Raw genomic sequence first — 16,291 nt, 5'->3', positions numbered from 1 at the left:
CATGAATATGTAATTTACATCGTTTTACCAAATGCACCTTCAAAGAGCAACTGATGTAAAGGAACTCGAGCCGAAGGCACTTCTCTCTCATGGAACTTAGGATCCAGAGCATCGACAGCCCCACGGTAGCCAATCGCGATGACGGCGTGCAAATCGTATTCTTCCGGCACTTGCAGTGTTTCTCTTGCTTTTTGCTTATCGAATCCGCCCATAGCGTGCGTAATAAGTCCTTGATTATCAGCTTCCAAAGCTAGATAGCCCCAAGCTGTACCCGCGTCAAACGTATGCGAAGTGTTAGGGTTTCCGTTAGCAGTCAGTTTATGGGAAAGCACCAGGGCCAGTACGGGGGCTTTCTCGCACCATTCGCGATTGCCGGGAACGATGAAAGAATGAAAGGAGGCGCGATCTTCTGGATTTCGGGCGATAATAAAGCGCCACGGCTGCATGTTGCCCCCAGACGGCGCCCAACGGGCTGCTTCAAACAGGCTGAATAACACATCATCGGTCACCTCTTGATCCGTAAAGGATCGTGGAGACCAGCGGGTAAGAAATTGCGGATTAATTTCATGGTCGGGTTGGCGGTGGGTTTCGATTTCTGGTGGCAAGCTACTCATGTCAGGTTCCTCCTAAAATTCATCTCTCTTGTATTTTATCCCAGTTGAAAGAAATATACGAATAGTATGATTCTGCTTGGAATGGGTTAAGATAGAAGTTATGAAATCATGCTTTAAAAAGAGGTGTCGACAACAATGGAGTTCACAAGCCACGATATCGCGATCATCGAGAGCGCTCTTCGTTCGGCCATCAAGCACGACAGTGGAAACCCCGCCAGGCTAGAGATTATAAAGAAGTGCTGTTCAAGCTTCAAGAGAGCGCGAAGCAAGCGTTGGTTCAGCATACGCAGACAGCCACGGCAGGTCATGACGGAATCCGATATGACTATGATGATTCATCTGACCTCATGTAGAAACATCCCCTTTACCAATGATTCCCGCCAAACGGGATAGGAGCAAGGACGGCCAACTGGAAGGCACGACAAGTAATCGTGCTTTTCCAAGAAAAGCCGTCTTTTTTTATGTGAAACTTGTATGGAATGTCTAGTCATAAGAACAAATATTCGCTAAACTAGAGATAGGAACTAGCGAGGTGGAACCATGTTCAAAAAGAAGCAATTAGCAGATTTGATCCATGAGCTGCGAGGGAATGAGAATATCATCCATTGGCATGAGCTTGAGCCGCAGGATGCAAGGACGAAGCCGATTCCGGATTCGGTAGACGAGAGAATTAAGGCGGCCCTGCAGAAACGCGGCATCTCGGAGTTGTATTCCCATCAGCATACAGCGTACGAAACGTTGCAAAAAGGTGAAAGCATGGTAGCCGTTACCCCTACGGCATCAGGTAAGACGCTATGCTACAATTTGCCTGTTTTGCAGGCGGTTGCTCAGGATGCAACAAGCCGTGCACTGTATTTGTTTCCAACTAAGGCTTTGGCGCAGGATCAAAAGAGTGAACTCAATGAAATCATTCAGGAAATGGGTATTGATATAAAAAGCTTCACCTACGACGGAGACACGTCTCCCGCGATTCGCCAAATCGTGCGAACGGCAGGACACATTGTCATCACCAATCCGGACATGCTGCATTCCGCAATTTTGCCTCATCATACCAAGTGGGTCAGCTTGTTTGAGAATTTAAAATATATCGTTATTGATGAGCTTCATACCTATCGGGGTGTTTTTGGAAGCCATGTTGCCAATGTGATCCGTCGGTTGAAACGTATATGCAAGTTTTACGGAAGTAATCCCGTCTTTATTTGTACTTCTGCCACGATAGCGAATCCCAAGGAATTGGCCGAACAGCTGACAGGAAGTCCGATGAGGTTGATTAACGATAACGGTGCTCCGCGCGGCCGGAAGCATTTTGTTTTTTACAACCCCCCGATCGTAAACAAGCCGTTGAACATTCGAAAAAGTGCGACGGTGGAAGTGAACAGTCTAGCCAAAGAATTTCTGAAAAATAAGATTCAGACGATTGTTTTTGCCAGAAGCAGAGTAAGAGTGGAAATTATTCTAAGCCATATCCAGGAGCTAGTGAAACATGATATCGGAGCCAAGTCGATTCGTGGATACCGTGGCGGGTATTTGCCCAAACAGCGGAGAGAAATTGAGCGTGGTCTCAGGGAAGGTGAAATCCTAGGTGTAGTCAGCACAAACGCCTTGGAGCTCGGAGTCGACATCGGGCAGCTGCAGGTTTGTATTATGACCGGTTATCCGGGAAGCGTTGCAAGCACCTGGCAGCAGGCAGGACGTGCAGGACGAAGGCATGGAGAAGCACTTATTCTCATGGTGGCCAGCTCCACACCGATCGATCAGTATGTTGTTCAGAATCCTGACTATTTCTTTGAACGTTCACCGGAATCCGCAAGAATCAATCCTGAGAATTTGATCATTCTGGTCGATCATTTGAAATGCGCCGCGTATGAGCTGCCTTTTCAAGAGAGGGAAGAATTTGGCCCGTTAGATGTGCTGGACATTATGGAGTATCTGGTGGAAGAGAAGGTGCTGCATCATAACGGGGATAAGTTTTTCTGGGCGAACCAGTCCTTCCCCGCAAGCAATATTAGCCTTCGATCCGCATCGCAGGAAAATGTCGTCATTGTCGATCAATCCGATATCGCCAATGTCAGGATTATCGGTGAAATGGACCGATTCAGTGCGATGACGCTCCTGCATGATGAGGCGATCTATTTGCACGAAGGTGTGCAATATCAGGTCGAGAAGCTCGATTGGGAGCATAAGAAGGCGTATGTCCGCGAGGTTGATGTTGAGTACTATACGGATGCAAATTTGGCTGTTCAATTGAAGGTATTGGAAATTGATAAGACGCTTAGCAGACGGACTACAGCCATCCATTATGGGGATGTCGCTGTGAATATGATGCCGACGATTTTCAAGAAAATCAAGCTGACGACATTTGAAAATGTGGGATATGGACAGATTCATCTACCGGAGGAAGAACTTCATACGAGTGCTGCGTGGCTGGAACTTAAAATAGTAGATCCCGCCGTGGGCACCAAGCTGCTTGAGCAGCTTTTGTTAGGGATCGCAAATGTACTGCGGCACATTGTACCCATTCATGTGATGTGTGACCGCAATGATATTCACGTGGTCTCGCAGATCAAAGCGGCGCATACGCAGCTGCCTACTATTTTTTTATATGACCATTATCCCGGTGGGATCGGACTTGCCGAGGATGTGTTTCGACGCTTCGATGACATCAAAGCTGCAGCTAAGAGTTTAATTCGCCGGTGTCCATGTGACGACGGCTGTCCATCCTGCATCGGATCAGAAATTGAAGGAATCAACGCGAAGCTCAAGAGTTTGGAACTGCTGGATGAGCTGTAAAGGAGGTGCCCTATGAGCGGGCTCCGCGACAAACTAAAACGCCTCCGCAAGTCGGAGGCGACAGAAGCCCCGCTGCCTGCGCCAGGGGCAGCAGCAGAGGCCCCGCTGCCCACGCCAGGGGCAGCTGTAGAAGCCATGCTGCCCACGCCAGGGGCAGCAGCAGAACCCCCGCTGCCCACGCCAGGGGCAGCAGAACCCCAGCTGCCCGCGTCCGGGGTAGCGGCAGAGCCCTCGCCGCCGGAGGCGGGCGGCGAGTGGGCGCCGCTCGGCGCGCACATCTACACGAGCCCGGAGGGCTCGTTCGTGATGCGGCGCCGCGTCTATGACGCTGACAGCTCCCATGGCAAGTATCGGCTGCGTGAGCTTGCCGATTGGGCGGGGAGCTGGGCTGCTTTCACCCCGACGCCGAGGGCGGCATCCGTATCGAAGAACTGCTGTTCTTCGATACGGAGACGACCGGGCTGGGCGTCGGAGCGGGCAACGTGCCGTTTCTCATCGGCATCGGCTATTATAGTGCGGAGCAGTTCGTCGTCGAACAGCTCCTGATCCGTAATCATGCCGAAGAATACGCCATGCTCACATACGTCCAGGCACTTATGAGCCGCTTTTCGCGCCTGGTCTCGTACAACGGCCGCACATTCGATTGGCCGCTGCTGAAGAACCGATTTATCATGAATCGGATCAAGATTGACGATTCGCATATCCTGCAGTTGGACTTGTTGTATCCGTCCCGCAGCTTATGGCGAAATACACTCCCTTCCTGCCGGTTAAGTAAGGTGGAGGAAAGCAGGCTCGATTTCGAGCGCAGCGATGACGTGCCAGGTTCCATGGCTCCCACTTTGTATTTTCAATACCTTGCGGAACAGGATCCGAACATTTTGCAAGGCGTCTTGACGCATAATGAACACGACATATTGACCTTAGCCGCCTTATCCATCCATTTTGGCAAGCTGCTTGAGGTGCCCTGCCGCATACGGCAGAGGGCAGCTGGGGCGGCCAACTGTCGACCGAACAGCTTTTTCACAAAGAATTGACTGCCGCTGAATTAGCCGCTCTTGACTCTGCTCATGCGATGATGAGGATTGGGTTGGATGAGCTTTATCGAACGGGCATATGGCTTGAAAAAAATGGAGCGCTACAAGCTGTCCGAGCATGTATTTCAATCTTTGTATGCAAGATTGCTTCGGCCGGATGAAGCATTCGAGCAATCTGAAACTACCGCATCCGGTGCTCGAGCAGAATATGAGGGAGAAAGGGAGACCATCCTCATTCTGCAAGCCGCCTATTATAAGAAACAGGGGAACTACGATCGAGCCCTTACTTTATGGAGGGAATCCCTCCTAATAAAAAATAACGTATTTACCGTACAGCTGGAGCCTTACTTGGAGCTTGCCATGTATTACGAGCATCGGGAGAAAAACTTTGAGCAGGCGCTTTTTTATGCGGAAGAGGCTCGAAACAAGCTGATGAATCGGCGATCCTTAGAGCGTGCCGGCAGCAGAACTAGCAGTAAACGTGCCGAGGAGGAAAAGGCTTTGGATCGGCGTATACAACGCCTGAGAGAGAAGCAGCACAAAGCACGCAGCAAAATAGTGAACATGACAAGTGAAGGGCGTACAGGGTCTCAGGAGAAGAAGGCAAGAAATCCAAGACGCACCAAGCCTACATACGTCTGTGAGGGCTTGATCTAAGCCGTTTATGTCTGTTCAATTGGGAGCGTATTTGATATGCCAACGATAAAAACGACAATCATCATAGATGCTCCTGCACAAATTTGCTTCGATCTGGCCCGTAGTATCGACATCCATATGCAGTCTACTTCTCAAACCCATGAGCGAGCGGTAGCCGGCAGGAGAAGCGGACTCATTGAGCGGGATGAAACCGTCACCTGGGAAGCGACGCATTTTGGCATCAGGCAGCGACTATCGGTAAGAATTACGGAGTTTGAGGCGCCGCGCTATTTTGTGGATGAACAGATGAAGGGAGCTTTCAAATGGTTTAAGCATTCCATGAGTTTATTCCCTGCAGGAGGAACTCAAATGATCGATATTTTTGTCTATGAATCACCTCTTGGAATCTTGGGTAAACTGGCAGATGTTTTATTTCTAAAAAGATATATGACGCAGTTTTTGGAAAAGCGTAATGAATTTATCAAACATGCCGCGGAAGAACGCGTTTTTGAGTAATTTCTTTGGTCTAGCATTCATGCATTCGTTGCAAGCAATTCGGCAATCATGAGCAGAACAATTGGTTTCCAATCATTCTAAGTAGGCTTCATTCCGTGCTTCAGGGGGATTTTCTCCGTGCACTATTGACTGAGCTCTCCATTTACCTTTATTTGGCTGCCACTCGGCAGCTTTTTCGATTGAAGATATAAGATTGATAACACGTTCAACCTTATAGCACGTTGAAGCCGTTTATCTATGCGTAAGACATCCTGTTTTACATTTTGAGAAAGCGCAATTGTTCCCTGTTTTCAATGAACTTTTTCCACTCTTTCGTTTGTGGGGCCGCGTTCATGGGCATACAAGTAGCATTATGCTTATGGAGGATATCCAGATGCCTGAACTGCCGGAAATGGAGAATTATAGACGGCTATTATCTCAGTTGATTGTAGGTAAGCCCATTACTCATGTTACAGTGAATCGAAGCAAGTCGATCAATATGCCGGATTCCGAGTTTATTTATCGGATTGTCAATCATCGTCTGACACAGATTGCACGCAGAGCCAAGCATTTGCTGTTTCAATTGGACACAGGCGAAACGCTAGTGCTTCATCTGATGCTGGGGGGATGGATGCACCTAGGCTCAGATGCGGACAAGCCGGATCGAAATACGCAGGTAGAGTTCGAGTTTAATCGCTCGGAGAAGCTTTATTTTATCGGGCTGCGGCTTGGTTATTTGCATGTATACACGCCAAGCGAGCTGCAGGAAGCCTTGGGTGATTTGGGGCCGGAGCCCTTATCGCCAGAATTTACTCTGCAGCGATTTCAAGAGATGGTCGCTCAAAAGAAAGGTGTGCTGAAGTCACAGCTCGTTAATCAACAATGGATTGCGGGGATAGGCAATTGCTATTCCGATGAAATCTGCTATGATGCCGGTGTGAAGCCGATCCGAAAGATTAGTGAGCTGACTGAGCAGGAGATCAGGCAGCTGTATGCTTCCATTCATCACGTGCTAACGAACGCCATTCGAATTGGGGGCTATATGGAAGATCCGCTCTATGTGGGAGATACGTTAACCGGTACCTATAACCACCATTGTCTCGTATATGACAGAGGTGGCGAAAGCTGTTTTCGATGCGGCGGAACCATTGTACTGGACCGGTCGGTTGCATCACGAAAAACGTTCTATTGTCCAGACTGTCAACGGTAAGGAGGCTGACCCATGTACATAGGCTCGCATATCAGCACAAGAAACGGGTATTTGGGTGCAGCCAAGACAGCCGCGCAGCTGAAGGCAGGGGCTTTTCAATATTTTCCTATGAATCCCCGCAGCTTGTCGCTGAAGAATGTGAACGAAAAGGATGCCGCCGCTTGCGCGAAATTCTGTAAGGACAACGGTATATTGTCGATCGGCCATGCGCCGTATCCGCTAAATCCGGCTGTAGATGAGACGGAACGAGAATTGATGGTCAAGCTGCTCGTGAATGGTCTTGAAATCACGGAAGCCTGCGGTTCCGTCGGCCTTGTGGTTCATTTTGGTAAATATGTAGGGAAAGACCCGTTACAAGGCTATAAAAATATTATACAATGTTTGAATAGCACCGCCCGGCAGTTTCAAGGATCCTCGCTTATTCTGTTGGAGAACCAGGCGGGCGAGGGCTCACAGCTCGGTTTAACGATGGAAGAAATGGTTCAAGTGCGTAAGCTGTGCGAGCAACCGGAGACAATCGGCTTTTGTCTGGATACGTGTCATGCGTTTGCCAGCGGGATGTGGAAAGGCAGCGATTGGAGTGAGATGGAGAACAGAGGCGCGGCCATAGATTATTTTCCTCATCTAAAAGCGGTTCATCTTAACGACTCTGTTCACCCATTGGGATCGCGTAGGGACCGTCACGCCAATATAGGAAGCGGATATATTGGGAATGAGTGGATGAAGTCTGTCCTAGCATCACCTTATGTCAAGCATATTCCGATTGTCCTGGAAACAGGAACGGGGACAGACGGCACGCATCGTCAGGAAATCGCACATGTGAAAGCTCTGGCGGGCGTTTCTGACTCGTTATAGCAGGATTATTTTTGACTACATAGGTATGTGCAAGTTTGTTTCGAGAGAGGAGGTGCGGTATGATTCATGTTTATTTGGATGATTGGCGTTCGAGTCCCTTGGGCTTTGCATTAGCGAAAAATGCTTCGGAATGCATTCTGATGCTGGAGGAGTGTGAGGTGGATATTTTATCGCTGGATCATGATCTGGGTTATAGAGTCCAAGAGACCGGCATGGATGTGGTTCATTGGATCATTCGCACAGGGAGATTTCCAAGAAGAATCTACATCCATACCTCGAGTCCATCCGCCGGTTCCAACATGTATCAAATGCTCTATTCCTCCAAGCCGGAGCACGTGGAAGTGCATCCGACCAAGATACCGGAGGACCTGCTTGAACAAATCGCTATCCAGCACAGGCTTGGGGCATCATAATGCGGCCTTACCAGATATGAAAAGGCGGAGAGAGGAACGAATAAAGGCATGATCCAATTATCTAACATACATTTTATACGTGAAGAAAGACATATCCTGGAAGATGTTCATATCGACATGCAAAAAGGAGAGAACTGGGTCCTCCTTGGACGGAACGGGTCTGGAAAAACTACACTTCTTGAGTTAATGAATGGCTACGAATTCCCAAGCAAGGGGAAGGTAGAGGTGCTGGGCAACCGGTACGGCCAGTGTGACGTCAGAGAGGTTCGCAAACAGATTGGTTATATCAGTCAATCCCTTTTTGAGAAATTAAATCTAAGCGATCCCGTATGGGAAGTTGTGGCTACAGGGGAGTACGCGTTTTTACGGTTTTACCAGGAGATTCCTGAGGAAGTAAAAGGCAAGGCATTAGATATGCTGAAGCGCGTAAGAATTCCTCACTTGGCCGATCAACCGCTTGGAACCTTATCGCAAGGCGAACGCAAAAAGGTCATGCTGGCCAGATCACTTATGATGAATCCTTCGATTCTGATCATGGACGAGCCGGCGGCAGGACTTGATTTGTTCGAAAGAGAGCGTCTGCTGCAGGATATTAATGACCTAAGCAAGCAGGACATCATGGTTGTCTACGTGACTCACCATATTGAAGAAATTATTCCTCTGTTCACACATGTTGCGCTCATAGAAGCGGGTAAGCTGATTGCTTCGGGCACCAAGAAGGATGTTCTTACTCCGGAGAATTTGTATCGGGCCTTCGGTGTGAAGGTAGAACTGGAATGGTTTCGGGATCGGCCTTGGATTAAGGTACTAGAATAGTTAAAGGATGCGGCTATGACAACAACAGTAACTTGTATTGGAACATCGAATCACGGTTTTGCCCAATATGCCCAGGAAGAAATTCGCAGGCTGTTTCCTGCTGTAGCTTTTAAGCTGATCGTTCCAACGGAAATTTTCAGCTTTGAGGTTCCGGGCAGTTGGAGTGAGGTTTCCGCAGCACTGAAAGAGCAAGAACCTATATTTTTGCGGCACGTCCAGCCTGTGCAGGTCCAATGGGACTTGACCCGTTCTGACGAAGATATTGCGAATCTGAAAACGTGGCTTGCTACAACAGGAGAGTCCGGGTTTACGAATCCGGGACAGTTCATTGCGGTTCAAGTTCGCAAAGAAGAAAAGGCGGATGTCCCATACGCCCCTTTTACGATAAAAGCCGAGCTCGACACTGTCATTACGAGTACTTTGCAGGCTGAACCTGTTGTAAAAGGTGCGGATCGCATTGTATCGGTCTATATCAGTGCAAATAAGCTCTTTGCGGGGATATCTAGTCCCTCGGAAAATTTATCTGACTGGTCGGGCGGGGCTATCCGTTTTCAGAAAGAAGAGGATCAAATATCTCGTGCGAAATTTAAGCTTCTGGAGGCGGAACAGCGCTTCGGTATTGATTTCAGCTATGCGCGTGCAGCGCTTGATATTGGAGCGGCGCCCGGGGGATGGACATCCCTTCTACTCGAGCGAGGTTTAAGGGTGACGGCTATCGACCCAGCAAGTATGCATCCTAGCTTAACAAGCAATCCGATGCTTAAGATTTATAAAAAGAATGCCGGAGATGTAAAGCTGCGCGACAACGAGTTTGATCTGCTGGTTTGCGATATGAGCTGGAGCCCTCGCCAAATGGGCAGGCTGGTAGCTGATCTGCTCTATGCGCTGCAAAGCGGAGGAACCGCGATCATCACGGTCAAGCTGATGCATAAGAAGCCGTTTCAAACAATCCGTGAGTTAATACAGCTGTTCGAACCGTCTCTACATCTACTCAAAGCAAAGCAATTGTTCCATAATCGTGAAGAACTGACCCTTTATTTACAAAAATTGTAGATTTCTGGCGCTGGCCCTCTTATAATCAAGGTAAATATTACCTGATAAGGGGGTTGTTTCATATCGCACGCTATGTCGGCCGAACGATAGGGGATTGCATAGGAGGAAGGTACCGGATTACATCCTTGCTGGGTCAAGGTGGTATGGGGCACGTCTATTTAGCGGAGGATGTGAAACTGGTCGGGAAGAAGTGGGCGGTAAAGGAATGTCTGCCTCAGGGCGGCAGCAGTGCCCCTATGATGGAAGAGGCGAGCATGCTTGCTCAGCTCCAGCATCCTCAGCTTCCGCAGCTAGTCGATTACTTTTCCACAGATGAGGGCTATGTATATATGGTTATGGATTATATTCCCGGTCCTAACCTACAGATGCTCTTTGAGGAAGGCGGGAACTCACTTTCCGCTGAGCGGGTCGTTCATATTTGTCTCCAGCTATGCGACTTGTTTCATTATTTGCACACGTTTCAGCCACATCCCATCATTTACAGAGATCTTAAGCCTGCCAATATCATGATAGGCGTTCAAGATCAGATCAGGCTGATCGATTTTGGAATTGCCAGGCATTATACACAAGGGCAGCAGGGAGACACGATGCAGATCGGGACGATTGGATTTGCTGCACCTGAACAGTTTCTTGGACATCAAACCGATGTTCGCTCGGATCTGTATACCATAGGAGCGATGATGTATTACTTGCTTTCAGGCGGGCAGTATGCATATGCTTCTAAGCTCCCTTTTCACAAAGTAAGAGCTGATTTGCCGTCTTTGTTAGCTGAAACGGTAGAGCAGTTATTGAAGGAGCAGCCAGAACAGCGCCTTCAAACCGCGTTGGAGTTGAAGAAGCGTCTGCAGCTTGTTTATGAACAAATGACAGGTTCCCGGCAGAAGCTAGGGGAAGCAGTAGTAAAGCCATCTCCAACCGTGTCAGATAAGCTTATCGTTGTCGGCGGCTTGTACGCTGGGGTCGGTGCCACGTTTACAGCTATATCCATAGCGCGCGTTCTTAACGCTGCCCGTGTCCCGCATACGGTTATCGAACATCCTGCGAACGAACCCGACCTCTATATGCTGTTGTATGGTGATCATCGAGCACCGAAGGAATATGTATTTGCCGTGGACGCACTGGTAAGAGAACGGCAGCAGACCGCGTATAAAGCTTGGACGGATGGTTACACGGTTTGGGCACCCCATCATCCGGACAATGTTCAGACCAGCTGGAGTGCGGCTGATACGTTCAAGCTTCTGCACACTATCAAAACGCCTGTTGTCATTTGGGATATAGGGACGGCTTGGACTGACCCGGCTGTAAGGGAACTATGCCACAGTGCCGATGAGATTGTTGTGGTCGTAGATGCTTCCCCTGGAAAGCTGAATCGAATTTCAGCAAAAACAAATCTTGAGCTGATCGAAACCTATCGGGAACGCGGCAAACAAGTTCGTTTTGCAGCCAATCGGCAGACGATTGGGCGTAAACGTCCGGAGTGGATGAAATCTTTGCAAATGGAACCGGACTGCAGCATTCCCGATATTCCCTATGAACTGATTATGAAAGCCGTAGATAAAGGAAATTGCGTGCAGGATCAGCCTGATATTCTCGCGGCATTACAGCAATCGCTGGATCCGCTTGTTACAGTAATTACTTCTGAGAAAGCATGGAAGCAGCAGCGAGTGAGTCCAAGGTCATTGCTTCAGCTTTTTAAACGGAATGGTTAGGTTCTTTGTTCAGCTGATAGATCGTCCAGGCAAGGAAGGTTGCAAAGCAGCTCCAAAGTAAATAGGGAACCAATAACCAAGCGGCCAACTTGGAATAGGGAAGAGTTGCGTAGATGAGGAGACAGGTCGTTAGGGCAACCAAGAAACTGTCGAGGTACGCAAGCCGCAGATTTTTTAATTTGAATTGGAAAAAGGAAAAGGCCTGATTGGCTAAATAATTAATAAATAATATCACCGTATAGCTGTAAGCTGCTTCTTGGAAGCCGTCAGTCTTGGTATACACGATGGCTACCGATAAAGAAATCAAAGCGTACAAGACCGACCATACGATCCCGAAAAGCTTGGCGGGTGGATTCCAGCTTGGCTTGCGAAGCTCCGTGTAATAGGCAGGGTCGACGGGAAACAGTACACCGGAAATCGAGAATAAGGCATAGGTGATCAGGAATGTGACGATAAACGTGAACATGCTAACACCTCCATTGGTTGATACGGTTTAGGTTTGTACTATCACTATATTACGGATGAGCATAAAGATATAACAGTTAAAACAAGTTACGCTGCTCTTTGATGATGACACAGGAGATGAGAACCATGGAACCCAGATATTCAAGAGAATCCAAATGCTATAAAACTTCAAGGGTATTCCCTACGGACGTGAACAATCATAATACGCTTTTCGGCGGAAAGCTGATGTCCTATATCGACGATATCGCTTCTATTGCCGCCCACAAGCACTGCAGACGATCCGTCGTAACCGCATCTACCGACTCCGTGGATTTTCTGCATCCGATTAAGCCTTCGGACTCCGTTTGTCTGGAAGCATTTGTGACCTGGACAGGCAAAAGCTCCATGGAAGTGTTCGTGAAGGTCGTGACTGAAGATCTAAAAACAGGTAATCGTACCATTGCCGCTACTTCGTTCCTGACATTCGTTGCGCTGGACGATAACAAGAAGCCTGTGCCTGTGCCGCAGGTTGTACCAGAGACAGAAGAAGAGACGAAGCTGCACGAATCAGCTCCACAAAGGGCGGAGCTCCGCCGAATCCGAAGAGAAGAGAGCAAGAAGTTGGCTGAATTTTTGACAATGAAAAATCCATGGGAATAAACAATGGCAAAAAAGAATTGATTTTTTTGGGTAAATATGGTATGATTTGATTACTTATACATAACAAGCGGAAGCACCGCTATTTGGGAAGATTCGTTTTCTCAATTGGCGAGTGCTTTTTTTGTTTGTCCTGGAGGTTGATACATGAAGCGAAGCATGAAGATTCAAATGGCTATCTTACTGGCGGTAGCTGGACTTCTATTGATCGGAAGTGGTCTGTATTCGTTAACCAATTAACGTGGATAAGGAGGACATCATGGAAAGAATTCAGCTGTATTACCTCGACGATGACAACTCATATTGTCAGCGATTAACCGAGTTTATACGTACTTCGGAATTTGCCGAGAAGCTGCAAATCAAGCTTTTTCCAAGCCGGAGCTGCTGCAAGCGGCCATAACAGAGAGCGGTAGACGGAGGTTGATTTTGATATCAGAGGCGTATTATTCGCTTGTGAAGCATGTCGATGACGAGTGGTGCTGGGTGGTGCTTAGCGAGACCATCTCAACGACCTGTGAAGCGGGTACTGCCATCCCCTTTTTATACCGGTACCAGGGACTTCAACAGCTGCTTACCCGCTTGCTGGCCTTCTATGGGGAAAAACAGCGGACACACACTTCTATGCGCATGAACAAACGAACGGAGGTATATAGCGTTTATTCAAGCGTAGGAGGAAGCGGGAAAACCGTTACAGCTATTCATCTCGCCAGGCAGCTGGCTTATCGGGGGCATCGTGTTTTCTACGTCAGCTTGGAGTCGGTCAGCTCTGCCTCAGCTATGCTGCAAGGAGCGGCTTCGAAGTTCTCCCAGCTTCTCTATTATGCAAAAAGCACCCCCGAGCTGCTCATTCCCCGCATTGAACTGCTCAAGTCCAGAGATCCTCGTCTCGGTTTCGATTACCTAACTCCTCATGATCAAATTAGAGAGATGCAGGAGATGAAAGGAGAGGATGTCCGTATTCTGGTTGAGGCCTTGTTGACGTCCGAGCAATACGATTATCTCATTCTTGATCTTGAATCATCGCTGCATCCTCGAATCGTCAAGGCACTCGAATTGAGTGATGAGGTGTTCTGGATTGTCTTGGACGATCTGCCTCATTTATTTAAAACCAGAGCGTTCCAACAACAGATTGGAGCCTTGCGTCAGGTTCATTTTGTACTCAATAAATTTACGGGAAAGTACATGAATGATCTAGCATCGCTGGAAGACGAGGTGGCGGGCAAGCTGCCTTACATACCAGACTGGAAGGCTGTTTATGAGTCCGAGCAGGTATGGCAGTCAGCCTTGTTCTCAGAGCAGGTGTATGAAGTGTTCACGTCCGTACGAAATCAATCGTTTCCCTCAGAGGAAGTGGAGGCATCGTGAACCCAGCCTTATATTTGACTATCAAACAGCAGGTGAAAGACAGGCTTGATTTAACCGCAAGCATCTCCGATCAGCAGCTAAAGGAGCTAATTGAAGAGTCCGTGTTCGCCATTTCGATTCAAGAACAGTGGACATCAACGGACATGCATGAAGCTGTTAATCGGATTTTTTATTCATTTCGCGGGTTGGACATACTGCAGCCGCTCATTGATGATCCTGCAGTCACGGAGATTATGGTAAATGGGCATACACATATTTTTATCGAACGGGAGGGGGGGTAGAGCGTTATCCGCATTCATTTGAAAGTGAGGAAAAGCTGGAGGATCTTATTCAGATGATTGTTGCCAAGGTCAATCGTATTGTCAATCAGGGTTCCCCGATTGTAGACGCCAGATTGCAGGATGGCTCTCGTGTGAATGTGGTGCTTCCTCCGGCTTCATTATGCGGTCCGGTACTGACGATTCGAAAATTTCCTGAGCGTGCACTCACGATGGCCGATTTGGTTGAAAAGCAAAGTCTCACGGAAGAAGCCGCCGAATTTCTGAAAACGCTCGTGGAATGCGGTTTTAACCTATTCATAGGGGGAGGGACCGGCTCAGGCAAGACCACGTTTCTCAATGCGCTTAGTGCCTGGATTCCTGCAGATGAACGCATCATTACGATTGAGGATTCAGCAGAGCTGCAGATCCGAACTGTACCCAATCTGGTCAGCTTAGAAACAAGAAATGCCAATTCTGAAGGGAAAGGAGAAATTACAATCCGTGATCTCATACGTTCATCCCTGCGGATGCGCCCGAATCGCATCATTGTCGGAGAGGTGCGCGGAGCTGAAGCTTTAGATATGTTAGCTGCCATGAATACCGGGCATGATGGGTCTATTTCAACAGGGCATTCAAACTCATCTGCAGACATGCTAAGCAGGCTCGAAACGATGGTTTTAAGCGGGACAGTGCTCCCCGTAGAAGTCATACGTAAACAAATCGCATCGGCACTGGATGTCATGGTTCATGTGAGTAGAATGAGAGATCGCACTCGGAAGGTGACGGAGATCCGTGAAGTACTGGGTGTAATAGGTGGCGAGGTACAGCTTAACCCGCTGTTTATGTTTGAAGAAACCGGGGAACAGGTTACCGGTGAGGTGTCAGGAAGGCTCGTGTATACGGGCAACCCCGTTCAGAATATGCACAAAATTCACATGGCCGGTAAGAAGCTTCCGGAGTGGATGAAGCAGGTAAAGGAGGTCGGCTGATGAAGCTGATTGGGCTGGTGCTGCTAGTTGTCTTTGCGGTATTTTCACTGCTGTATTGGAGAGATAAGAGGAAGAGTAGGTCAGATGACCTGTCCGTAAATTCCTCGCATCATAACCCATCTGCACGATGGACTCAACCCAAATCATCCGCTCGAATGGTTAATTCTACCGATGTTAAGCGAACTTTAATGGACGGCTTGACGGACTACAATGAATACGAACTTACGAAGAAACAGAAGCTGCTGGCCATTTGTATGCTGGGCCTCCCTGCCATGTGTGTAGGCTTCATCTTTTACAAAAGTCTGATGATGTCCTTGCTTATTAGCGCAATCGGATTCCTATTTCCTCGTATTCGTAGAAAGCAATTGATACGTGGGCGGAAAAACAAGCTGAATGTCCAGTTTAAACAGGCATTAAGCTGTTTATCTTCGGCCATGACTGCCGGCAAGTCCATTGAATCTGCGTTCAAAGAAGCGTTAGAGGATCTTCGCGTGCTGTATCCGGATCCTTCGTGTTTGATTGTTGTGGAATTCAGTATCCTTTGCAGAAGAGTTGAGAATGGAGAACCGATTGAAACGGCGCTGTACAGCTTTGCTGAGCGCAGTCATATCGAGGATATCCAGAACTTCGCGGATGTGCTGCTGACCTGCAAGCGAACCGGCGGCAATTTAATTGAAGTCATGAAGCGAACGGCGTCGGTTATCGGAGAAAAGCTGGACATTACTCAAGACATCGCCGTGATGGTAGCGCAGAAAAAATTTGAATCCAAAGTACTGCTTTTCGCACCGGTCATGATTGTTGCCGTACTGGCATTCAGCTCGCCGGACTACATGGAGCCTCTTTATCAAGGCGCTGGGAAGCTGATCATGAGCGCGAGTATCGCGGTGCTGGCCGTTTGCTATTGGTTGACTCAAAAAATTATGGATATCAAGGTGTAGGGGCGAAAGCTGC

Annotated in this window: 17 protein-coding genes and 1 pseudogene; 16 read left to right on the top strand and 2 right to left on the bottom strand. The window is 48.3% G+C overall.

The genetic code is table 11. The features are described from left to right. Window positions 1-14 precede the first annotated feature (14 nt). Complete coding sequence (locus L0M14_RS13325) at window positions 15-614, bottom strand: nitroreductase family protein (protein ID WP_235122527.1); 600 nt, start codon at window positions 612-614, stop codon at window positions 15-17. Window positions 615-749: 135 nt separating this feature from the next. Between L0M14_RS13325 and L0M14_RS13320 the strand changes: the two genes are divergently transcribed. From L0M14_RS13320 to L0M14_RS13270, 11 genes are all read left to right on the top strand, one after another. Next, on the top strand, window positions 750-1,007 hold the full coding sequence (locus L0M14_RS13320; protein WP_235122526.1) for a hypothetical protein: 258 nt from the start codon (window positions 750-752) through the stop codon (window positions 1,005-1,007). 147 nt (window positions 1,008-1,154) lie between these two features. Beyond that, complete coding sequence (locus L0M14_RS13315) at window positions 1,155-3,404, top strand: DEAD/DEAH box helicase (RefSeq protein ID WP_235122525.1); 2,250 nt, start codon at window positions 1,155-1,157, stop codon at window positions 3,402-3,404. Window positions 3,405-3,775: 371 nt separating this feature from the next. Further along, complete coding sequence (locus tag L0M14_RS13310) at window positions 3,776-4,438, top strand: ribonuclease H-like domain-containing protein (RefSeq protein WP_235122524.1); 663 nt, start codon at window positions 3,776-3,778, stop codon at window positions 4,436-4,438. Between the two features lie 57 nt (window positions 4,439-4,495). Further along, window positions 4,496-5,095 (top strand): hypothetical protein, encoded by a 600-nt coding sequence (locus tag L0M14_RS13305; protein ID WP_235122523.1) that lies wholly within the window; start codon window positions 4,496-4,498, stop codon window positions 5,093-5,095. A gap of 36 nt (window positions 5,096-5,131) precedes the next feature. After that, entirely contained in the window at window positions 5,132-5,590 is a 459-nt protein-coding gene (locus tag L0M14_RS13300; RefSeq protein ID WP_235122522.1) for an SRPBCC family protein, read from the top strand. Between the two features lie 373 nt (window positions 5,591-5,963). Beyond that, the gene (gene mutM, locus L0M14_RS13295) at window positions 5,964-6,779 is read left to right on the top strand and encodes a DNA-formamidopyrimidine glycosylase (RefSeq protein ID WP_235122521.1); all 816 of its coding nucleotides are present in this window, start codon (window positions 5,964-5,966) and stop codon (window positions 6,777-6,779) included. A gap of 12 nt (window positions 6,780-6,791) precedes the next feature. Next, window positions 6,792-7,634, top strand: coding sequence for a deoxyribonuclease IV (locus L0M14_RS13290; protein ID WP_235122520.1), 843 nt, complete (start codon window positions 6,792-6,794; stop codon window positions 7,632-7,634). Between the two features lie 59 nt (window positions 7,635-7,693). Further along, window positions 7,694-8,047: a cyclic-phosphate processing receiver domain-containing protein gene (locus L0M14_RS13285; RefSeq protein ID WP_235122519.1), complete on the top strand. Its 354-nt coding sequence runs from the start codon at window positions 7,694-7,696 to the stop codon at window positions 8,045-8,047. A gap of 48 nt (window positions 8,048-8,095) precedes the next feature. Then, entirely contained in the window at window positions 8,096-8,863 is a 768-nt protein-coding gene (locus tag L0M14_RS13280; RefSeq protein WP_235122518.1) for an ABC transporter ATP-binding protein, read from the top strand. Window positions 8,864-8,878: 15 nt separating this feature from the next. Then, window positions 8,879-9,916: an SAM-dependent methyltransferase gene (locus L0M14_RS13275; RefSeq protein WP_235122517.1), complete on the top strand. Its 1,038-nt coding sequence runs from the start codon at window positions 8,879-8,881 to the stop codon at window positions 9,914-9,916. A 53-nt stretch (window positions 9,917-9,969) separates the two neighbouring features. Then, window positions 9,970-11,625, top strand: coding sequence for a protein kinase domain-containing protein (locus L0M14_RS13270; protein ID WP_235122516.1), 1,656 nt, complete (start codon window positions 9,970-9,972; stop codon window positions 11,623-11,625). Here L0M14_RS13270 and L0M14_RS13265 read toward each other — a convergent pair. Continuing rightward, window positions 11,609-12,091, bottom strand: coding sequence for a TspO/MBR family protein (locus L0M14_RS13265; protein WP_235122515.1), 483 nt, complete (start codon window positions 12,089-12,091; stop codon window positions 11,609-11,611). The two genes, L0M14_RS13270 and L0M14_RS13265, sit on opposite strands and share 17 nt — an antisense overlap. A gap of 125 nt (window positions 12,092-12,216) precedes the next feature. On the opposite strand from L0M14_RS13265, the gene L0M14_RS13260 reads away from it, so the two are divergent. From L0M14_RS13260 to L0M14_RS13240, 5 genes and pseudogenes are all read left to right on the top strand, one after another. Further along, window positions 12,217-12,729 (top strand): acyl-CoA thioesterase, encoded by a 513-nt coding sequence (locus L0M14_RS13260; protein ID WP_235122514.1) that lies wholly within the window; start codon window positions 12,217-12,219, stop codon window positions 12,727-12,729. Window positions 12,730-12,985: 256 nt separating this feature from the next. Continuing rightward, complete coding sequence (locus L0M14_RS13255; RefSeq protein ID WP_235122513.1) at window positions 12,986-13,126, top strand: hypothetical protein; 141 nt, start codon at window positions 12,986-12,988, stop codon at window positions 13,124-13,126. 26 nt (window positions 13,127-13,152) lie between these two features. Further along, the gene (locus tag L0M14_RS13250; protein WP_235122512.1) at window positions 13,153-14,091 is read left to right on the top strand and encodes a nucleotide-binding protein; all 939 of its coding nucleotides are present in this window, start codon (window positions 13,153-13,155) and stop codon (window positions 14,089-14,091) included. Next, window positions 14,088-15,340 (top strand): annotated as a pseudogene (locus tag L0M14_RS13245) (CpaF family protein). The gene L0M14_RS13250 and the pseudogene L0M14_RS13245 overlap by 4 nt, the downstream one beginning before the upstream one ends. After that, window positions 15,340-16,278, top strand: coding sequence for a type II secretion system F family protein (locus tag L0M14_RS13240; protein WP_235122511.1), 939 nt, complete (start codon window positions 15,340-15,342; stop codon window positions 16,276-16,278). Before L0M14_RS13245 ends, L0M14_RS13240 begins: the two are co-directional and overlap by 1 nt. The last annotated feature ends 13 nt before the right edge of the window (window positions 16,279-16,291 follow it).

The organism is Paenibacillus hexagrammi, assembly GCF_021513275.1.
GTDB lineage: Bacteria > Bacillota > Bacilli > Paenibacillales > NBRC-103111 > Paenibacillus_E > Paenibacillus_E hexagrammi.
This window is presented reverse-complemented; position numbering and strand designations above follow the sequence as displayed.